Here is a 17,512-nt window from a genome sequence, read left to right on the forward strand (position 1 = left end):
CGCTGATATAGGAAGGCGATGGGTGAAATGAAATGGGTGACAGGCCGATCGATCGCGGCCTGCATCGAGGGCTCCCGCCCGCCAATCCCTGTCTGGATCACCGCCAGTTGATGGCCCATTGCGGCGGCAACCGAGGTCTGATCTCCTGACCCCATGCATTTCATTCCTGCCTCGATCCGCGGCCCGCTGTTCATGATCGTTTCGACGGGGTCGTACCTGGTCAACGACACGATGATGAAACTGGCCACCGCAGGCCTGCCGTCCTACGAGGTGCTGTTCCTGCGCGGCGTGGCGGCGACGCTCTGGGGCTTCCCGCTGTTGTTCCTGCTCGGCTACGGCAAACAAATCCCGTTGATCTTCGACGGCCATGTGCTGCGCCGGAACCTGCTCGAGATGGCGGCGATCCTCTGCTACGTCGTGGCGCTCGCCAACATGCAGATCGCGGATTCCACCGCGCTTGGGCAAATCACGCCGCTCCTGATGCTGGTCGGCTCCTCGATCCTGTTTGGCGAACGCATCGGCGGCCAGCGCATGGCGCTGATCGGGCTCGGTTTCATCGGCGCGCTGATGGTGGCGCAACCGACCATGCAAGGCATTTCCGTCTACGCTCTGCTGGCGCTCGGCAATGCGGCGCTGTCAGCCGCGCGCGACCTTGCCGGCAGGCGTGTCCCCGCTGAAGTGCCGGGAATGATCGTGGCGATTTCCGCCGTCGTGGTGGTGCTGATCGGCGCGGGTGCGGCGCATCTGATGTCCGAGCGCTGGGTCATGCCCGAGGCCCGCCATCTGCTGTTGATGGCCGGCGCCGGATTTTTCCTGATCTTCGGCCATTTCTTCATCTTCATGGCCTATCGCGTCGGCCCGACCAGCGCAGTGGCGCCGTTCTATTACAGCTTCACCGTCTGGGCGGTCATTTCGGGCCTGTTGGTGTTCGGGCAGTTCCCCAACGCGCTGGCGGTCTGCGGCATCCTGCTGGTGGTTGGCAGCGGGCTCACCATCGTGTCGCTGGACCAGCGCAAGCGCAGGCTGACCGTCGTGGCGTAGCATCGCCATCCGAGTGTCTGTTTCTGCTGTTGCAGAGCCCAGATTGATCGTCTATTCGGCGATATATCGCCTATCCGACGATGCCGTGATAAATCAGCCAAGGGAGCTTCCCCATGACCGATTTTGACCAGAACAAGTACTCCGACGCCGAGCACAAGGCTGCCATTCGCAAGTCGCTCGTCGGCTGGGCGGTGTTCATCGCCGGAACGCTGATCTTCTTCGCCGCGGCCGATGCGGTGTTGATGCCATAGGCAAGCGGCCGCACATACCGGCTGCAGCTGGTCTTGCCTCAGCAATATTTTGAAACTTCAGACGCTCTGGGGGGCCCTAAAGCGTCCGCCTTCCGCTGAACTGGTGGTAAGCCCACAGCACAACTATCGCGCCAACCACTGAGACGATCAGGCTGGAGATGTTGAGGCCGGTGACGCCTATGCCAAAGAGTTGGCTGCAGATCACGCCGCCGACGATGGCGCCGACGATGCCGAGCACGATATCCATGAGCAGGCCCTGGCCGGTTTTGTTGACGATTTTGCTGCCCAGGAAGCCGGCGATGGCGCCGAGAATGATCCAGCTGATGATACCCATTTTTTCCTCTCCATCCCCCGCCGGCCCGACATTTTCATATGATTGTCAAAACCTCAAGCCAGCTTGAAATTCCGCCCGGATGCGCCATTGTCAGAGATGGGCAGGGCTTGGTTGAGATGGAGGATCCACTATGGGACTTTTTGACAACGCGGTTCCCGGCGGCAACATCACCAAACCGCTGATGATCGCGCTCGGCGCGTTGCTGGTCGGAAAAATGCTGAGCGGCAGAAGCGCTGAACAGCCGGATCAGCCTCAAGCGCCCGCGCCGGCCGACCCAACTCCTGTCGGAACCACCGCCAGTGATGGCGGCCTGCTCGGCGGACTGGGCGGCTTGCTCGACAAGCTCAAGGATGCCGGCCACGGCAATGTCGCCGATTCCTGGGTCGGCACCGGGCAGAACCAGTCGATCAACGCCAATGATCTCGGCGCAGCACTCGGGCCGCAGGTCATCCGCGAGATCGCGCAACGCACCGGCATGGACGAGGGAGAACTGCTCAAGCAACTGTCCACGGCTTTGCCCGGCATCGTCGACAAGCTGACGCCGAACGGCCAGCTGCCGCAGCAGCACCAGGTGGCGTCGGCATTCAACAGCTGACGCGGCCCATATTGATGTCCGGAAGCGCTGCGCGCATGGTCGCGCAGTGTCAGGGCTTAGCGATTGTGGGATGAAAGTCTGGAGCGGGTAGCGGGAATCGAACCCGCATATTCAGCTTGGAAGGCTGCTGCTCTACCACTGAGCTATACCCGCGCCTTGCACTGAAGTATCGGATTCACCCGAAAAGCGCCATGCACTTTTCGGCCCGATGCTTTTTCGTTTCAGGGCTTCCGGGCCGGCAGTGGTGGAGAGGGTTGGATTCGAACCAACGTAGGCTAAGCCAACGGATTTACAGTCCGTCCCCTTTAACCACTCGGGCACCTCTCCAGTCTGCCGCCGGAGCCATGCAACGAGGCATTCTTGCCGACCCCGGAGCCCGAGATAGAAGTCTTGTCCGAAATCAGCGAAGCGCCTTATGGCGGCAAGGCCAGTGGGTGTCAACCGCACTGGAAGGGTTTTTCGATGTTGTTCGCCGGCTGCGGCGACGGGCCATATCCTTGGCCGCGGCGGACGGCTATAGAAGCCGGCCATGAGCAACAAGACCAACACCCCCAAAGACACCCATTACGCCAAGCTGCGCCGCGCGCACCGCGACGAGAAAAGCGGCGGCGCCCCGGCATTCCGGCCACGCCAGCCCGTTCCGCCGGGCGAGAACGCCACCGACGGCCTGGTGCGACTTTATGGCCTGCACACGGTGCGGGCGGCACTCGACAATCCGCGCCGCCGGATCAAAAAAATGCTGGTGACGCGCAATGCGGCCGAGCGTCTCGAGATCGCCGATCTCGCCGCCTTGCCCTTCAAGGCGGAACTGGTCGAGCCCCGGGACATCGACAAGATCACCGGATCGGACGCCGTGCATCAGGGCGTGCTGATCGAGGCGGAGCCGTTGAAGCCGAAGCGCCTCGACGCGCTCGGCGACACAAGGCTGGTGCTGGTGCTCGACCAGGTCACCGATCCGCACAATGTCGGCGCCATCCTGCGCTCGGCGGTCGCTTTCGGCGCCGGCGCGCTGATCACCACGGCGCGCCACAGCCCGCAGGAATCGGGCGTACTGGCGAAATCCGCCTCCGGCGCGCTGGAGCATATCGACCAGATCGAGGTGAAGAACCTGGCCGACGCCCTCGGGCAGTTGCACGAGGCCGGCTTCCAGACCATCGGGCTTGATTCGGACGGGCCGGCGGAACTCGAACCCAGCTTTGCCGGCGACAGGATCGCGCTGGTGCTCGGCGCCGAAGGCAAGGGCCTGCGGCAGAAGACGCGCGAGACGGTGACGACGCTGGCGCGGCTCGACATGCCCGGCGCCATCCGCTCGCTCAACGTCTCGAATGCCGCGGCGGTCAGCCTTTACGCCGCGCGGGCATTTTTGAAGCGCGGCTGAGCTCGGAAGCGGCAGGCCGCCTGCCCAAACGAGAAACGGGTTCCGGCGACAGACGCAGGAACCCGTTCTTCGACAGGAAAAAGAGGGGCGGCTTGGGAACATTACGCCACCCTCTCCCGACCTATGCCGCTTTGCCTTTGACGTTTGCCACCTCGCCACCGACCTCGAAATTGGCCATCCGCTCCAGCGCCCTGACCAGCGCCGAGTGATCCTCCTTGGCGCCGCCATTGGCAGCGCAGGAATTGAACAGCTGCTGCGTGGTCGAGGTGTTGGGCAGCGACACACCGAGCGCCTTGGCGCCTTCCAGCGCGAGGTTGAGATCCTTCTGGTGCAGTTCGATGCGGAAGCCTGGCGCGAAGGTGCGCTTGACCATGCGCTCGCCATGCACTTCGAGAATGCGCGAGGCCGCCAGCCCGCCCATCAGCGCCTGCCTGACCTTGGCCGGGTCGGCCCCGGCTTTCGAAGCAAAAACAAGCGCTTCCGCGACGGCTTCAATGGTCAGCGCGACGACGATCTGGTTGGCGACCTTGGTGGTCTGGCCGACACCGTTCGGGCCGACCAGGGTGATGTTCTTGCCCATCTTCTCGAAAATGGGTTTGGCGCGTTCAAAAGCCTTTTCCTCGCCGCCGACCATGATGGTCAGGGATGCCGCCTTGGCGCCGACCTCGCCGCCCGAAACCGGCGCGTCGAGGTAATCGCAGCCCAGTTCGTTGATCTTCTTCGCAAATATCTTGGTCTCGATCGGCGAGATCGAGCTCATGTCGATGACCAGCTTGCCCTTGGTCAGGCCCAATGCGACGCCGTTGTCGCCGAACAGCACCTCGGCGACCTGCGGGGTGTCGGGTACCATGGTGATGATGATGTCGGCGGCTTTTGCCACGGCGGCATGGCCGGAGACTGTTTTCAGGCCTTTGGCGATGAGGTCGGTCGGCGGCTTTGAGCGATGGTCGCTGGCGATGACCTTGTAGCCGGCATCCAGCAGATGCCCCGCCATCGGCGCGCCCATGATGCCGAGGCCGATGAAGCCTATGGTTTCCATTGTGGTTCTCCGTCTTTTGTTAGGCGGCGTTCTGTGACGCCCCCCCTCTGTCCTGCCGGACATCTCCCCCACGAGGGGGGAGATTGGCAGCGTCAGCGTCAGCGCCAGCTCTTAAGCCGCCGCGCTGCCCTGCCCGGCCAGGTCCCGGAACCAGCCCAGGCCGGCCTCGGTGCCGGCCTTCGGCTTGTATTCCGCGCCGATCCAGCCGGAATAGCCGATGTGGTCGATGTGGTCGTAGAGGAAGGGATAATTGATCTCGCCCGTTCCCGGCTCGTGACGGCCGGGATTGTCCGCAAGCTGGATATGCGCGATGCGGCCGAGGTTTGCCTCGATTTTACGGGCGAGATCCCCCTCCATGATCTGCATGTGATAGATGTCGTATTGCAGGAACAGGTTTTTCGAGCCGACGCGGTCGATCAGCGCCAGCGCATGGTCCGAATAGTTGAGGAAGAAGCCCGGAATGTCGCGCGTGTTGATCGGCTCGATCAGCAGGCGGATGCCTGCCTGCTCCAGCTTCTCCGCCGCGAAAGCGAGGTTTTCAGCGAAAACATCCTCGAGCACCTTGCGATCGACGCCCGCCGGCGCAATACCGGCCAGGCAATTGACCTGCGGGCAGCCGAGCGCCTGCGCATAGGTGATCGCCTTGGCGATGCCCTGGCGGAATTCCGGCACGCGGTCCGGCAGCACGGCGATGCCGCGCTCGCCCTTGGCCCAGTCGCCGGCCGGCAGGTTGAACAGCACCTGCATCAGGCCGTTCTTCTTCAACCTCGCGGCCACCACCTCGGGCGCATGATCGTAAGGACCGATATATTCGACGCCCTTGAAGCCGGCGCGGGCGGCGGCATCAAAACGGTCGAGGAAATCATGCTCGCCAAAGAGCATCGACAGATTGGCTGAAAAACGCGGCATTCCTTTTTCTCCTAATCCAGCATCACGATCGCGGTCGGCGCATCCTCATGGCTTTCGGCAAGGTCCTCGAATTCGGTGATCTTGTCGATCTCGGTGCCCATCGAGATGTTGGTGACGCGCTCGAGGATGAATTCGAGCACGACCGGAACCCGGTGCTCCTTCATCAGCCGCTGCGCCTGCTTGAAGGCGGAGGCAAACTCCTCGGGCTTGCGCACCCTGACCGCCTTGCAGCCCATCGCTTCGGCCACGGCGACGTGGTCGACGCCATAGCCGGCCTCGGGATCGCCTGACCGGTTGATGTTCTCGAAGGCCAGGCTCACCTCATAGTCCATCGCAAAACCGCGCTGCGCCTGGCGGATCAGGCCGAGATAGGCGTTGTTCACGACGACATGGATGTAAGGCAGTCTGTGTTGCGCGCCGACCGCCAGCTCCTCGATCATGAACTGGAAGTCATAGTCGCCCGACAGCGCCACTAATGCGCGGTCCGGATCGGCGGCGCGAACGCCAAGCGCTGCCGGCAAGGTCCAGCCGAGCGGGCCGGCCTGGCCGCAATTGATCCAGTTGCGCGGCTTGTAGACGTGCAGGAACTGCGCGCCGGCGATCTGCGACAGGCCGATGGTGGTGACATAGGTGACGTCGCGGCCGAACGCCCTGTTCATCTCCTCATAGACGCGCTGCGGCTTTAGCGGCACCTGGTCGAAATGCGTCTTGCGCTTCATCGTCTTCTTGCGGGCTTGGCATTCCTTGGCCCAGCCCGACCAGTCGCGCAGCTTGCCTGATGTCTTCCACTCGGTGGCGACGTCGAGCAGCATTTTCAGTGCCGCACCCGCATCGGACACGACGCCGAGATCCGGCGCGAAGACACGGCCGATCTGCGTGGGCTCGATGTCGACATGGATGAATTTCTTGCCCTTGGTGTAGACATCGACCGAACCGGTATGACGGTTGGCCCAGCGATTGCCGATGCCGAAGACGAAGTCGGCCTCGAGCATCGTGGCGTTCCCGTAGCGGTGCGAGGTCTGCAGCCCGCACATGCCGGCCATCAGCCGGTGGTCGTCGGGGATCGCGCCCCAGCCCATCAGCGTCGGAATGACCGGAACGCCTGTTATTTCGGCGAACTCGATCAGCAGGTCGGATGCATCGGCATTGATGATGCCGCCGCCGGCGACGATCAGCGGCTTTTCCGCCGCGTTGAGCATCGCCAGCGCCTTTTCGGCCTGGGCGCGCGTCATCGCCGGCTTGAACGGCGCCAGCGGCTCATAGGCGTCGATGTCGAACTCGATCTCGGCCAACTGGACGTCAACCGGCAGGTCGATCAGCACCGGGCCGGGCCGCGACGAGCGCATGAGGTGAAACGCCTTCTGCAGCGCCATCGGCACGAGATAAGGCTCCATGACGGTGACCGCCCATTTGGCGACGGGTGCGGCGATGGCGGCGATGTCGACGGCCTGGAAATCCTCCTTGTTCAGCCGTGCCCGCGGCGCCTGGCCGGTGATGCAGAGGATCGGGATGGAATCGGCGGCGGCCGAGTAAAGCCCGGTGATCATGTCGGTGCCGGCCGGCCCCGAAGTGCCGATGCAGAGCCCGATATTGCCCGCCTTGGCGCGGGTGTAGCCCTCGGCCATATGCGAGGCGCCCTCGACGTGGCGGGCCAGCACGTGGCGGATCGTGCCCCTCGCCTTCAGCGCCGAATAGAGCGGATTGATCGCCGCGCCCGGCACGCCGAAGGCGCAGGAGATACCTTCCTTTTCGAGAACGAGAACCGCGGCATCGACAGCGCGCATCCTGGCCATTTTCCGGCCCTCCACTGGGGTTGTCATTGTTGGATGGCCGATAATCTCAGCAAGCCGGCTATTTTTCAATTTTTTCAGAATATTTTTTCATTTCTAAAAAACGGTGACTGTGTGCTGATTTTATTGGATTTTCCGTTTTCCAGGAATTTGCCGCCTCGCCGTAGTGAAAAACTTTTTCATTGCACATTTGGCGAAATCGGCGAGACTGGCACCATGGAAACCACCGAAAAACGCCAGCGCGGCCGACCGCGCGCATTCAATGGCCCCGCCGAAACCAGTTCGGTGCAGTCGCTCGATCGGGCCTTGCGCATCCTGGCCATCGTCGCGGAGGGCAGCGGCCTGTCGTTGAGCGAGATATCGGCGCAGAGCGGCCTTGCCGCCTCCACCGCCTACCGCATGCTGACGACGCTCGAAAACCACGGCATGGTCGAGTTCGACACGTCAGACCAGTTGTGGTCGATCGGCGTCGAAACCTACCGCATGGGTGCTGCATTCCTGCGCCGCCGCAAGCTGGTCGACCGCGCCCGCATCGTCATGCAGGAGCTGATGGAGAGAACCGGCGAGACCGCCAATCTCGGCGTCGCCGAAGATGATTGCGTGGTGTTCGTCAGCCAGGTCGAGACGCACCAGGCGATCCGCGCCTTCTTCCGCCCGGGAACACGCAGCCCCTTCCACGCGTCCGGCATCGGCAAGGCGGTGCTGGCGCATCTCGAACCGGAACGCGTCGGCACCATCTTGCGCAAAGCCGGCCTGCAGCGCTTCACCGACAAGACACTGTCCGAGATCCCTGCCCTCGCCCACGACCTGGCTGTCATCAAGCAGCGCGGCTGGTCGGTCGATGACGAGGAGCGCCACCCCGGCATGCGCTGCGTGGCCGCCGCCATCTTCAACGAGTTCGGCGAACCGATCGGCGGCGTCTCGGTGTCGGGGCCAACCGTGCGGGTGACGCCGGAGCGGCTGGCCGAGATCGGGCCGATGGTGCGCAGTGCCGCGGCTGAGGTGACCCGGATGATCGGCGGCCTGCAAGCCGGCTGATCGCCTTGCCTCGGGGCAGCGCGCTCCTGGTCGTAATATCGAGAAATCGGGCAGTATGGCCATGCCGGCACCGCAAGCACCGGCGGCATGGGCTCCGCCTTCCCGGGCGTTCGAATGCATGCGAAAGGGCACGGATGCACAAAACGGTTCAGCTTTTGCTTGTCGCTTCACTTTGCGGATGCGTGGCGGCGGCACCTCGACCTGATGCCGGCGGCGGCCAGCGCGTCGATCCCATTCCGATCCCGCTTGCCCTGGAGGAGATCATCACCACCGGCATCCGTCAGCGCTTGCCGGATCCTGCTTCCGCCCGGTTCGGGAAGATGCTTGCCGGCGAGCGGACGCTGAACGGCCGCAAGGAGATCGTCGTCTGCGGCTTCGTCAACGGCAAGGATCCGTCCGGCAGCTATGGCGGCGACCAAGCCTTCATTGCCAAGATCTACCCGGATTCGGGAAGCAGCTTCGAACTTGTCGCCATGGGCGGCGCTTCGGAAACGAGGCATATCGTCGGCAGCACCTGCGGCGCGGCCGGCTTGCCGATTTCCGACCCCGGTCTGAAAAACCAACTGTAAGTATTTGTAAGGCAAACGAAATAGGGGCTCGTTCAAGCCCCTATTTCCATAGCTGAAACAATCCTCCTCCTCTCAGAGCCGGCAGTAGTGGCGATAGCCGTCGTAGCCGATGTAGGTGTCGGAGTCCGGATCGTAGCTCGAGTAGCGATCGAAGCAGCGGCGGACGTGCCAGGAACCACCGTCTTCGTCGACATAGACGGTACGCGGCGGCTGCTGGGCAAGCAGGCTGCCAAGGACGAACCCGCCGACGCCGGCGGCAATGCCGATGCCGAGGTCGTGGTGATGCGAATGAGCCGCCGAAGGCTGAACTGTGCCGACCAACGCGGTGGCGGCGACAGTGGTGGCGATGAGGCCGGAAACGAGTGTGCGCTTGAACATGATGATCTCCTTGCTTCGTTGACCGAGGCGATCCATCCGCCTCTTGATCATCTGTCGTCGCCGCGAAGAAAAAGGTTCGAAGCTTTTTTCGATTTTTTGCGAAGATGCTGCCGGTTCCTGCCTGTGGGGCTACGGAAAATGCAAAAGGGCGGCCGAGGCCGCCCTTCGAACGCGACAGGCCTTGGCATCAAAAGATGATGACCACCCCGCCATGGTGATGATGATGACGATGGTGGTGGTGGTGGTACCACCAGTAGTCGCCATAGTCGTCGTCGTAGTGATGATGGTGATGATGCATACCGTGAGCTGACGACGTCTGAACCGTGGCGGCCAGCGCGCCTGTGGCAACGAAAACGGCTACGAGAGCGGAAGTGAGCATGCGCTTGAACATGATGATCTCCTGGATCCTTGACCGAGGCGATCATTCGCCTCTGGAGATCAGTCGGCGCGGCATGTCGAAAGGTTCGAAAGGTCGAGGAGATTCTTCGGCGGAGCGGGAGAAATAGCGAGTAGCGAAGGCAGGATCGCACGGGAATCTCGGTCCCACTACCAACTATTTGCTACTCGCTATTCCCTATTCGCTCTCTCTCACCCCATGCCGGTAATGTGGCGCAGCCAGAAGGCGAGCGCGATGAAGCCAATGATCGTGGTCACGCCGGTCCAGTCGACATTGGCCTTCTTCACGTCGCTGACGAGCTTCACCAGCAACATCCACGCGATGACGACGATGGGGAGAATGATGACAAGCCTGATCATGCGACACTCCAGTCCGAAGCGATTGCACCTCTCCAATATGTAGGAAGCGCGCCAGCGGATTTCAGCATGGGCATCCGCCGCGTCATCCACCGCTGGAGGTAACCGAAAACGGAGTTTTGTCTTTACTGGCGCACGAAATATGCTACCGGAGCGCCGTGCCCTTGTAGCTCAGCTGGTAGAGCAGCGGTTTTGTAAACCGAAGGTCGGCGGTTCGATCCCGTCCGGGGGCACCAGTAAAATCAAAATCACAAGGAAACAATCTGCGGTTTGCATGTTGCGACATGAACGTCGTCCCTGCCGCCATGTTTGACCCGATGCCCACAAGGGTAAGAAATAAACCAGCTAGTTTCCACTATTGATTTCCGACAATTTCCTGCGAAACTCGGAGAGTCCAACTGAAATCCGCTGCATGGATTTGGACACGCACTGGGAGGGGTGAATGAAAAGAACCGCTTTTTCTGCCGTGTGCCTAATAATGATGGTTAGTGGCGCCAACGGCCAAGAATTTGGAAGATTTCCTGACAATCCCCATGGTGAATTCATCAACGGCCCAGATCGTACATATTTTCGACTGGACAAGCCGTTTAGGTACTTGGATCCCAATGGCTTGGAGTGGGTCGCACCGGCTGGCGAGGCAACGGATGGCGCCAGCATCCCCTGGGAATTCTGGACTTTTGTCGGCGATACGTACTCCGGCCTATACCTTAATGCTGCAATTATTCACGATTACTATTCCTGCTCAAAGGCTCGTGAGTACTATTCTACTCAAAACACATTTTGGTTTGGGATGCGCTCGCTTGGCGTTAGTGAAACGAAGGCGAACATTTTTTGGGTCGCCGTGCGCTTTTTTGGCTTGGACTATTGGTCCGTTGATCCCTCAGTCAAACCACCTAGCCCCTGCAACAAGGGACCTGCAGGGCAGAAGGAAGCGCTCAATGATGTTAACTCGCAAACCCGAGTCATTGCGTTGGCGAAGTTCGCTGCGATGGTCCGGACTCTGGAGACTACCAACGGTCGGGTGCTTGACATTGTCAGTGACCAGCCGATCGCCCCTAACACCGAGCGCGGAAATGAGTATTTGGAATACCTTAGAACGGCGATGAAGAAGGACTTTGACGTGCCGCGCGAAACGTTGGGACTATTTTCGGTAGTGAGTGACGCTGAGCTTGCGGCTCGAAACCCCGCAGGCACGATTTCACCTTGGATCGAAGGTCAAGTCCCGGCACTAGACAAATACATGGCCCAGGCAGCCTTGAAGTATCCACCGCCTCTAAAGCTCGAATCTGGAGATTACGCAGCTTTTGTTGCCGGTCCCCGCGACCTAAAGCTGAATGATTTTGCCGCAGTATTCAGGCTACCAGTCAACGAAAAATGAACGCGACCGCGCCGGTCTCGGGCTCGGTTCTTTCACATAGCTGCGGTCTCACCCCTTTCGCGTCCGATCGCCGCCACCAAAATCCGGTTCTGCCGGCGTATTGCCGCGCGCAATTCCGGTATCCTGGCCTCGTCGCGCTTCACGAATTCGATGAACATCATGTTCATGTTGTTGAAGATCAGTTCGCCGAGCGCTGCCCCATCTATGTCCTGGCGCACCAGGCCGATCTCCTGCAGCCGGGCGATCAGCGCGCGGATCTGTTCGGTGAGCGAGCGGTCGAGCGCGGTGTAGGCCTGGCCGAACGGGCTGTCGGGCAATTGCGTCGAGATCGCCATGGCCTGGCGCCACATCTCCTTGCTGAGATAGTGCAGCGAGTGCTCGATATAGATGCCGATCAGCGTGTCCAGCGCGTCGCCGACATTGGCTGGCGGCCTGGCGACGACGCCGCGCCCGGCATTCAGCACTTCGTTGACCTCCAGCGAGACGATGGCGCCGAGGATGTCGCCCTTGTTCTCATAGTAATTGTAGATCGTGCCGATCGACACTTCCGCCTGCGCGGCGATCGCCTCGATCTTGGCGCCCTCATAGCCGGCCTCGCGGAAAAGCGCTGCCGCCGCCTCGATGATGCGCCTGTGCCGGTCCGCCTTTTGCCTTGCCCGCAATCCGCTCATATCAGCCTCTTGCCATAAAAACAGAATTGACTCAATTTTAGAATTGGTTCAATTTTTTGCAAGAAGCCACAAAGGCAAGGGAGAACACTCGATGTCCGTCAAATCCGGGAATCCACTTTCCGTCCTGAAGCGCCATCTGCACGCCGCTTGCGCGGCCATGGCGCTGCTGCTTGGGGCCGGCAGCCTCGCCGAGGCCGCCGATCTCAACGCGCTGATCTGGTGCGATCATTCCGATCCGGCGCTGCTGCAGCCCTTCGAAGAAGCCAACAACATCAAGGTCAACGTCAAGGAGTTCGAAGGCACGGGCGCCGGCCTCGCCATCGTCGAGCAGTCGCAGCCAGGTGACTGGGACGTGATGGTGATCGACAGCATCGACGTGCCGCGCGGTGTCGAGAAAGGCCTGTTCGAGCCGCTGCCGGAAGACAAGCTGCCGCTGGCCGATCTGTTTCCGCAAGTGAAGATGGATGGCTCCACCGTCGTCGGCGGCAAGCGCTACGGCATCACCGAAAAATTCGGCTACAACACGATCGGTTTCAACAAGACCAAGGTCGATCCGGCCGACATGCAGTCCCTGGCCTCGCTGACCAGCGACAAGTACAAGGGCAAGGTCGCCATCTACGACTATTATCTGCCGGTGATTGGCATGGCGGCGCTCGCCATCGGCAAGAAGACGGCCGATCTGACCGAAGCCGACCTGCCCGCGCTCAAGGACGAGCTGCTCAAGATGAAGGCCAACGCCAAGCTGGTCGGCGAAGTCACCGCCAGCCAGACCGCGCTCGCCACCGGCGAGGTCGATATTCTCGTCGGCGGCGGAGAATGGGTGACGGCGGGGCTGGCCAAGGAGAACCCGGCGCTGGACTTCTCCATCCCCAAAGAAGGCGCGGTGCTGTGGTCGCAGTCGCTGGCCATGTTCAAGGATTCCAAGAACAAGGATATGGCGCTGAAATTCATCCAGTACATTATGAGCCCCGAAGGCCAGGCGCGGCTTGCCACTTCATCCTGCTACTGGGGCATGCCGTCGAACACCAAGGCAGCTTTGACCGACGACCAGAAGAAGGTACTGCGCTTCGACGAGCAGCCGGGTTTCCTCGCTCGTGCGCAAGCCTATCCGGCGCCGAACGCCGATCTCGACAAGAAGATGCAGGACATGTGGACCGAAATGCTGCAGGCGAAGTGATCGGTTGCCGCTCGTGAGCTCTGCCAGGAATAGCGGGCGTGCCCTGCCCCGGGCGGGCCATGCCCTGCCCTGGGCGCTGGTCACGCCGGCGCTCGGCTGGACGCTGCTGTTCTTCGTGCTGCCGTTCATCGCCATGGGGTTTTCGAGCCTCACGGCGCATGAGGGTGGCGGCTTCACGCTGACCAACTACAGCCAGTTCTTCACCAACCCCTCCTACTGGCAGGCGATGGTGAACTCGCTCGAGGTGACGGCAATCGTCACCGTGATCTCGGTGTTGCTCGCCTATCCCTTCGCCTGGATCCTCGCCGAACAGGTGCCGGAACGCTGGCAGCGGCTGGCGCTGATGCTGGCCGTGCTGCCGTTCTGGACTTCTTACGTCGTGCGTTCCTATTCCTGGCTGCTGGTGCTGGCGCAGAACGGTGTCATCAACCGCGCGCTCACCGGTTCCGGCCTGATCAGCGAGCCGCTGCAGCTCGCCAACACGCGCTTGGCCACCGTCACCGGCTTCGTGCATTTCTTCGTCATGCTGTTGACGCTGACCATTTTCGCCAACCTCAAGCAGCTCAGCCCGAGCTACCGCAAGGCGGCAGCCGATCTCGGCGCCGGGCCGGTGCGCACCTTTCTGCATGTCGTCCTGCCGCTGACCTTGCCCGGCATCATGGTCGGCGCCTTCCTCACTTTCGTGCTGTGCATCGGCGACTACATCACGCCGCAGATTCTGGGCGGCAACAACGAGCTTTTGATGCCGCAACTGGTGATGATGCAGATCGGCCGGCGCGGCGATTTTCCGCTGGCCTCGGCGCTGTCGATCATCCTGATGGCGGTCGTCACCATCGCCTACCTCGCCTGCGCGCGCTGGCTGAAGATCGAGCGGGCCTGAGATGCGCCAGATCGTCCGCGTCGCATCCTGGCTCTATGCGCTTGCCGTCTACGGCTTCATCTTCCTGCCGGTTGTCGTGCTGGTGCTGTTTTCGCTGCAGGCGACGTCGTTTCCGATCCCGCCCTTCACCGGCCCGTCGCTGCGCTGGTACGACGCGGTTCTCAGCGACACGCGGCTGACGTCGGCGTTGGTCAATTCCCTGATTGTCGCGGTTCTCTCATCAGCTACCGCCGTCACGCTCGGCTTCCTTTCCGCCTGGGGGTTTGCGCGCTTCGTGCTGCCGGGTTCCGGCCTGCTGCGCGGGCTGATCACGCTGCCGCTGACGGTCAGCTATCTCATCATCGGCATGGGATTGCTGGTGCTGTTCAACTGGGCTGGCGTGCCGAAATCGCTGCTTGCCGCAGGCATCGGCCACGTCGTGATCAACCTGCCGCTGTGCTTTGCCATCATCTACAGCCAGATGGGCGATCACCAGATCAACATCGAGCGCGCCGCGCGTGACCTCGGCGCGCCGGAATGGAAGGTGCTCCTGCTGATTACCGTGCCGGTGATGGCGCCCGCCATCTTCGCCGGCTTCTTCCTGTCGATGACCTTCTCCTGGGACGAATTCGTGATCTCCTTCCTGCTGACCCGCTTCGACACCACGCTGCCGGTGGAAATCTGGAACCTGCTGCGCTCCGGCCTCAACCCGAAAACCAACGCGGTCGGTTCGCTGGTCTTCGCCGTCTCCATCGTGCTGGTCGTGCTGTTCGAACTGACATTGCTGCGCCGGAGAAAAGCATGACCGCGCCCCTCGTCGATATCCGCGCTGTTTCGCACCGTTTCGGGCAGCTGGCGGTGCTGAAAGGCGTCTCGCTGCGGATCGAGCCCGGCAGCTACACGATCCTGCTTGGGCCGTCGGGTTCCGGCAAGACGACGCTGTTGTCGATCCTGGGCGGCTTCGTCACGCCCAGCGAAGGCAAGGTTTTCATCCGCGGCGAGGACTGCACCGCGGTGCCGCCGGCCAGGCGCCCGACGACGACGGTGTTCCAGGACTATGCACTGTTCCCGCATATAAGCGTCGGCGGCAATGTCGGCTTCGGACTGCGCATGCAAGGCGTCGACGGTGTTACGCGCGCCGCAAAAGCGCGCGAGGCGCTGGCACTGGTTGGCCTCGCCGCCGCCTTCGACAAGAAGCCACACCAGCTCTCCGGCGGCCAGCGGCAGCGCGTGGCGCTGGCGCGTGCGCTGGTCATCGAGCCTGCCGTGCTTCTGCTCGACGAGCCGCTCGGCGCGCTGGACCTCAAGCTGCGCCGGCAGATGCAGGACGAGTTGAAGGCGATCCAGAAGCGCGTCGGCACCGCCTTCATCCATGTCACCCACGACCAGGAAGAAGCGATGGCATTGGCCGATCATTGCGTCGTGATGAATGACGGCCGCATCGAGGACGAAGGCCCGCCCGAGCGCGTCTATGCCAGGCCGGCGACGCGCTTTTCGGCGACCTTCATGGGCGAAAGCACGATCCTTGCCGGCACGGTCGCGCAGGCCGGGGACAGGACAAGCACTGTCACGACGCCGGTCGGATCCGTCTCGCTGCCCAACGCTTTGCCGGCGGGTTCAGCGGTTGCGCTGGCCATACGACCGGAGCACCTTGTCCTCGGCGCGGCCTCGGCGGCCGTGGCGCTTGGCCAGGCCAGGATCGACGATGTCGTCTTCCAGGGCAGCTTCAAACGTGTTCTGGCCACCTCCATGCAGGACCGCGCGCTGCAATTCATCGCCAAGGCTCCGGCCACGGCGACAGTTCAGGCTGGCGACACAATCGCGGTTTCGTGCAACGCTGGCGACATCATCCTGCTGGCGAACTGACCGATGAGCATGCTTCCCGTCATCGACGCTGCGAACTGGTATGAGACCATCCGCATGGCCGACGGCGTCACGCTGATCCACGAGCCATGGATCAAACCGTTCTTCCGCTGCAACATCTGGCATGTGCGCGGCCGCGACCGTGATCTCCTGTTCGACACCGGCCTCGGCCATTTCAGCCTGCGCACACATGTGCCGCTGGTCACCGAGCGCGAGCTGACCTGCGTCGCCAGCCACACGCATTTCGACCATATCGGCTGCCATCACGAATTTCCCGACCGCTGCGTGCACCGTGCCGAAGCAAAAATCCTCGCCGATCCGCGCAACGAATGGACGGTGGCCGACCGCTATGCGACCGACGAGATGTTCGACCGATTGCCGCAGGGCTGGGAGTCGTCCCGCTACCGGATCCTGCCGGCCCCGGCCGACCGCCTGCTCGACCATGGCGACGTCGTCGATCTCGGCGACCGGGCCTTCGAGGTGATCCACACACCCGGCCATTCACCCGGAGGCATCGCGCTCTACGAGGAGAAGACCGGCATCCTGTTGTCCGGCGACATCATCTATGACGGCCCGCTGATCGACGACGTCTATCACTCGGATATTCCAGACTACATGGCGACGCTGCTCGCCATGCGCGACCTCGATGTCTCGGTCGTGCATGGCGGCCATTTCCCGAGCTTCGGCAAGGTGCGCTACCACCAGTTGATCGACGAGTATCTGGCGCAGAAACGGCAGGCCGGCTGCCACCTGCGTTAGAGCCCGTAAAGGGACCGTGCGCTCGCGATTTGGCCGGCTGCGCCCGGCCCAGCGGACCTTCTAAGAAAACGTCGCAGCCTGAATGGCTGCCGTATCGCCACCGAATGTATTTCTCACCCTGACCGACCTGTAGACATAAGCGGCCCAAAGCCCCGTGGTGGCGACGGCTATCACGGCCGATATCAATGTATCCCCGTCAAGGAGCTGGCTCATCGGGATACTAAGTGTTCTTGATATCCAAACGGTGTCCAGAATGAACAAGAGAGGGATCGCAAACCATTGGCATATAAACAGTTTCGGGAAGTGCTGGCTTCGCCTCAGCATCGAAATAAGTACCACGAGTTGAAGCACCAGAAAGGCCAGATTGAGGGCGGCTTCGCCATACACCGCCAAAGGCCCATTAGGCAGTGGGATGAGCCGCTGGTAGTCTTTGACCGATCTGGCCAACTCCAAAAGTGTGCGCAACGGTGACAATGACTGACCTATCGCCAGCAGCATCAGCCAGCCGCCAAATCCCTCGAGGTCTTTCGGAGGTCGTGGGCGTTTGCGTGCCGAGCGAGTAGCGAAGAAAACTGGCACGCCAATCAATAGCAGCAGTATTGCCCAATGCCACATTCGCCCGCCCCCCGTCACGCAACCTTGTATTGCGTATATACACCCTAAGATTGTATCATGTTTCGTTTGCAACTCAAGAGGATCGAGCAGCTTCGGCTGAAAATTGCGCCGCCGG

21 protein-coding genes and 3 tRNA genes are annotated in these 17,512 nt (G+C 61.8%); 13 read left to right on the top strand and 11 right to left on the bottom strand.

Features of this window, described 5'->3' with window-relative positions:
- The first annotated feature begins 153 nt into the window (after positions 1-153).
- The gene (locus JN279_RS24025) at positions 154-1,041 is read left to right on the top strand and encodes a DMT family transporter (protein ID WP_096445628.1); all 888 of its coding nucleotides are present in this window, start codon (positions 154-156) and stop codon (positions 1,039-1,041) included.
- Between the two features lie 113 nt (positions 1,042-1,154).
- Positions 1,155-1,292, top strand: a complete 138-nt coding sequence (locus JN279_RS24030; RefSeq protein WP_202353893.1) for a hypothetical protein — start codon at positions 1,155-1,157, stop codon at positions 1,290-1,292.
- Positions 1,293-1,368: 76 nt separating this feature from the next.
- On the opposite strand, the gene JN279_RS24035 is transcribed toward JN279_RS24030, so the two are convergent.
- Positions 1,369-1,626, bottom strand: a complete 258-nt coding sequence (locus JN279_RS24035) for a GlsB/YeaQ/YmgE family stress response membrane protein (RefSeq protein WP_096445626.1) — start codon at positions 1,624-1,626, stop codon at positions 1,369-1,371.
- Positions 1,627-1,756: 130 nt separating this feature from the next.
- Here JN279_RS24035 and JN279_RS24040 point away from each other — a divergent pair, with 130 nt between their 5' ends.
- Positions 1,757-2,221, top strand: coding sequence for a YidB family protein (locus JN279_RS24040; RefSeq protein ID WP_202350434.1), 465 nt, complete (start codon positions 1,757-1,759; stop codon positions 2,219-2,221).
- A gap of 79 nt (positions 2,222-2,300) precedes the next feature.
- Here the strand turns inward: JN279_RS24040 and JN279_RS24045 are convergent.
- Both JN279_RS24045 and JN279_RS24050 read right to left on the bottom strand, forming a co-directional pair.
- Positions 2,301-2,374: transfer RNA gene (locus JN279_RS24045), tRNA-Gly, on the bottom strand.
- 89 nt (positions 2,375-2,463) lie between these two features.
- Positions 2,464-2,548 (bottom strand) — tRNA-Tyr (locus JN279_RS24050).
- A gap of 202 nt (positions 2,549-2,750) precedes the next feature.
- Here JN279_RS24050 and JN279_RS24055 point away from each other — a divergent pair.
- On the top strand, positions 2,751-3,599 hold the full coding sequence (locus JN279_RS24055; RefSeq protein WP_202350435.1) for a TrmH family RNA methyltransferase: 849 nt from the start codon (positions 2,751-2,753) through the stop codon (positions 3,597-3,599).
- Between the two features lie 121 nt (positions 3,600-3,720).
- Here JN279_RS24055 and JN279_RS24060 read toward each other — a convergent pair whose 3' ends face one another.
- Genes JN279_RS24060 through gcl form a run of 3 tightly spaced genes read right to left on the bottom strand, consistent with a single transcriptional unit; the run spans position 3,721 to position 7,340 of the window.
- Positions 3,721-4,701, bottom strand: a complete 981-nt coding sequence (locus JN279_RS24060; RefSeq protein WP_274608583.1) for a 2-hydroxy-3-oxopropionate reductase — start codon at positions 4,699-4,701, stop codon at positions 3,721-3,723.
- Positions 4,702-4,749: 48 nt separating this feature from the next.
- Positions 4,750-5,547, bottom strand: coding sequence for a 2-oxo-tetronate isomerase (gene otnI, locus JN279_RS24065; protein WP_202350437.1), 798 nt, complete (start codon positions 5,545-5,547; stop codon positions 4,750-4,752).
- 11 nt (positions 5,548-5,558) lie between these two features.
- On the bottom strand, positions 5,559-7,340 hold the full coding sequence (gene gcl / locus JN279_RS24070; protein WP_202350438.1) for a glyoxylate carboligase: 1,782 nt from the start codon (positions 7,338-7,340) through the stop codon (positions 5,559-5,561).
- 213 nt (positions 7,341-7,553) lie between these two features.
- Here gcl and bhcR point away from each other — a divergent pair, with 213 nt between their 5' ends.
- Both bhcR and JN279_RS24080 read left to right on the top strand, forming a co-directional pair.
- Complete coding sequence (gene bhcR / locus JN279_RS24075) at positions 7,554-8,375, top strand: HTH-type transcriptional regulator BhcR (RefSeq protein WP_096445612.1); 822 nt, start codon at positions 7,554-7,556, stop codon at positions 8,373-8,375.
- Positions 8,376-8,509: 134 nt separating this feature from the next.
- Positions 8,510-8,944 carry a hypothetical protein gene (locus JN279_RS24080; RefSeq protein ID WP_202350439.1) on the top strand — a complete coding sequence of 145 codons (435 nt, stop codon included), beginning with the start codon at positions 8,510-8,512 and terminating at the stop codon, positions 8,942-8,944.
- A gap of 72 nt (positions 8,945-9,016) precedes the next feature.
- Here the strand turns inward: JN279_RS24080 and JN279_RS24085 are convergent, their stop codons facing one another.
- The 3 genes from JN279_RS24085 to JN279_RS24095 all read right to left on the bottom strand — a co-directional run bounded on the left by JN279_RS24085 (position 9,017) and on the right by JN279_RS24095 (position 10,078).
- Complete coding sequence (locus JN279_RS24085) at positions 9,017-9,322, bottom strand: BA14K family protein (RefSeq protein WP_096457264.1); 306 nt, start codon at positions 9,320-9,322, stop codon at positions 9,017-9,019.
- A 187-nt stretch (positions 9,323-9,509) separates the two neighbouring features.
- Complete coding sequence (locus tag JN279_RS24090; protein ID WP_202350440.1) at positions 9,510-9,713, bottom strand: hypothetical protein; 204 nt, start codon at positions 9,711-9,713, stop codon at positions 9,510-9,512.
- Between the two features lie 197 nt (positions 9,714-9,910).
- Positions 9,911-10,078, bottom strand: a complete 168-nt coding sequence (locus JN279_RS24095) for a hypothetical protein (protein WP_096445604.1) — start codon at positions 10,076-10,078, stop codon at positions 9,911-9,913.
- Between the two features lie 157 nt (positions 10,079-10,235).
- Between JN279_RS24095 and JN279_RS24100 the strand changes: the two genes are divergently transcribed.
- Positions 10,236-10,311: transfer RNA gene (locus JN279_RS24100), tRNA-Thr, on the top strand.
- A 206-nt stretch (positions 10,312-10,517) separates the two neighbouring features.
- Entirely contained in the window at positions 10,518-11,453 is a 936-nt protein-coding gene (locus JN279_RS24105; RefSeq protein WP_202350441.1) for a DUF1353 domain-containing protein, read from the top strand.
- Between the two features lie 32 nt (positions 11,454-11,485).
- On the opposite strand, the gene JN279_RS24110 is transcribed toward JN279_RS24105, so the two are convergent.
- A complete protein-coding gene (locus tag JN279_RS24110; protein ID WP_202350442.1) occupies positions 11,486-12,124 on the bottom strand; it encodes a TetR/AcrR family transcriptional regulator in 639 nt (212 codons plus the stop codon).
- 91 nt (positions 12,125-12,215) lie between these two features.
- Here JN279_RS24110 and JN279_RS24115 point away from each other — a divergent pair, with 91 nt between their 5' ends.
- From JN279_RS24115 to JN279_RS24135, 5 genes are read left to right on the top strand one after another with little or no spacing between them, the layout of a single operon-like run.
- Positions 12,216-13,301 (top strand): polyamine ABC transporter substrate-binding protein, encoded by a 1,086-nt coding sequence (locus JN279_RS24115; RefSeq protein ID WP_202350443.1) that lies wholly within the window; start codon positions 12,216-12,218, stop codon positions 13,299-13,301.
- Between the two features lie 13 nt (positions 13,302-13,314).
- On the top strand, positions 13,315-14,181 hold the full coding sequence (locus tag JN279_RS24120) for an ABC transporter permease (protein ID WP_202350444.1): 867 nt from the start codon (positions 13,315-13,317) through the stop codon (positions 14,179-14,181).
- 1 nt (position 14,182) lies between these two features.
- Entirely contained in the window at positions 14,183-14,965 is a 783-nt protein-coding gene (locus JN279_RS24125; protein ID WP_202350445.1) for an ABC transporter permease, read from the top strand.
- Positions 14,962-16,026, top strand: a complete 1,065-nt coding sequence (locus JN279_RS24130; protein WP_202350446.1) for an ABC transporter ATP-binding protein — start codon at positions 14,962-14,964, stop codon at positions 16,024-16,026. Before JN279_RS24125 ends, JN279_RS24130 begins: the two co-directional genes overlap by 4 nt.
- A 3-nt stretch (positions 16,027-16,029) precedes the next feature.
- Positions 16,030-16,782, top strand: coding sequence for an MBL fold metallo-hydrolase (locus tag JN279_RS24135; RefSeq protein ID WP_202350447.1), 753 nt, complete (start codon positions 16,030-16,032; stop codon positions 16,780-16,782).
- A 60-nt stretch (positions 16,783-16,842) separates the two neighbouring features.
- On the opposite strand, the gene JN279_RS24140 is transcribed toward JN279_RS24135, so the two are convergent.
- Positions 16,843-17,397 (bottom strand): DUF2569 family protein, encoded by a 555-nt coding sequence (locus JN279_RS24140; protein WP_202350448.1) that lies wholly within the window; start codon positions 17,395-17,397, stop codon positions 16,843-16,845.
- Between the last annotated feature and the right edge of the window lie 115 nt (positions 17,398-17,512).

Origin of the sequence: Mesorhizobium sp. 113-1-2, assembly GCF_016756475.1 — a bacterium.
Taxonomy (GTDB): domain Bacteria; phylum Pseudomonadota; class Alphaproteobacteria; order Rhizobiales; family Rhizobiaceae; genus Mesorhizobium; species Mesorhizobium loti_C.

Bases quoted from the DNA above. Each gene is read 5' to 3' on its own strand.
- JN279_RS24105 (WP_202350441.1), top strand. From the start codon at position 10,518: ATGAAAAGAACCGCTTTTTCTGCCGTGTGCCTAATAATGATGGTTAGT.
- JN279_RS24030 (WP_202353893.1), top strand. From the start codon at position 1,155: ATGACCGATTTTGACCAGAACAAGTACTCCGACGCCGAGCACAAGGCT.
- JN279_RS24060 (WP_274608583.1), bottom strand. From the start codon at position 4,701: ATGTCCGGCAGGACAGAGGGGGGGCGTCACAGAACGCCGCCTAACAAA.
- JN279_RS24140 (WP_202350448.1), bottom strand. From the start codon at position 17,397: ATGTGGCATTGGGCAATACTGCTGCTATTGATTGGCGTGCCAGTTTTC.
- JN279_RS24090 (WP_202350440.1), bottom strand. From the start codon at position 9,713: ATGTTCAAGCGCATGCTCACTTCCGCTCTCGTAGCCGTTTTCGTTGCC.
- JN279_RS24040 (WP_202350434.1), top strand. From the start codon at position 1,757: ATGGGACTTTTTGACAACGCGGTTCCCGGCGGCAACATCACCAAACCG.
- JN279_RS24135 (WP_202350447.1), top strand. From the start codon at position 16,030: ATGAGCATGCTTCCCGTCATCGACGCTGCGAACTGGTATGAGACCATC.
- JN279_RS24110 (WP_202350442.1), bottom strand. From the start codon at position 12,124: ATGAGCGGATTGCGGGCAAGGCAAAAGGCGGACCGGCACAGGCGCATC.
- JN279_RS24035 (WP_096445626.1), bottom strand. From the start codon at position 1,626: ATGGGTATCATCAGCTGGATCATTCTCGGCGCCATCGCCGGCTTCCTG.
- JN279_RS24085 (WP_096457264.1), bottom strand. From the start codon at position 9,322: ATGTTCAAGCGCACACTCGTTTCCGGCCTCATCGCCACCACTGTCGCC.
- JN279_RS24125 (WP_202350445.1), top strand. From the start codon at position 14,183: ATGCGCCAGATCGTCCGCGTCGCATCCTGGCTCTATGCGCTTGCCGTC.
- JN279_RS24055 (WP_202350435.1), top strand. From the start codon at position 2,751: ATGAGCAACAAGACCAACACCCCCAAAGACACCCATTACGCCAAGCTG.
- gcl (WP_202350438.1), bottom strand. From the start codon at position 7,340: ATGGCCAGGATGCGCGCTGTCGATGCCGCGGTTCTCGTTCTCGAAAAG.
- JN279_RS24025 (WP_096445628.1), top strand. From the start codon at position 154: ATGCATTTCATTCCTGCCTCGATCCGCGGCCCGCTGTTCATGATCGTT.
- otnI (WP_202350437.1), bottom strand. From the start codon at position 5,547: ATGCCGCGTTTTTCAGCCAATCTGTCGATGCTCTTTGGCGAGCATGAT.
- JN279_RS24130 (WP_202350446.1), top strand. From the start codon at position 14,962: ATGACCGCGCCCCTCGTCGATATCCGCGCTGTTTCGCACCGTTTCGGG.
- JN279_RS24080 (WP_202350439.1), top strand. From the start codon at position 8,510: ATGCACAAAACGGTTCAGCTTTTGCTTGTCGCTTCACTTTGCGGATGC.
- bhcR (WP_096445612.1), top strand. From the start codon at position 7,554: ATGGAAACCACCGAAAAACGCCAGCGCGGCCGACCGCGCGCATTCAAT.
- JN279_RS24115 (WP_202350443.1), top strand. From the start codon at position 12,216: ATGTCCGTCAAATCCGGGAATCCACTTTCCGTCCTGAAGCGCCATCTG.
- JN279_RS24095 (WP_096445604.1), bottom strand. From the start codon at position 10,078: ATGATCAGGCTTGTCATCATTCTCCCCATCGTCGTCATCGCGTGGATG.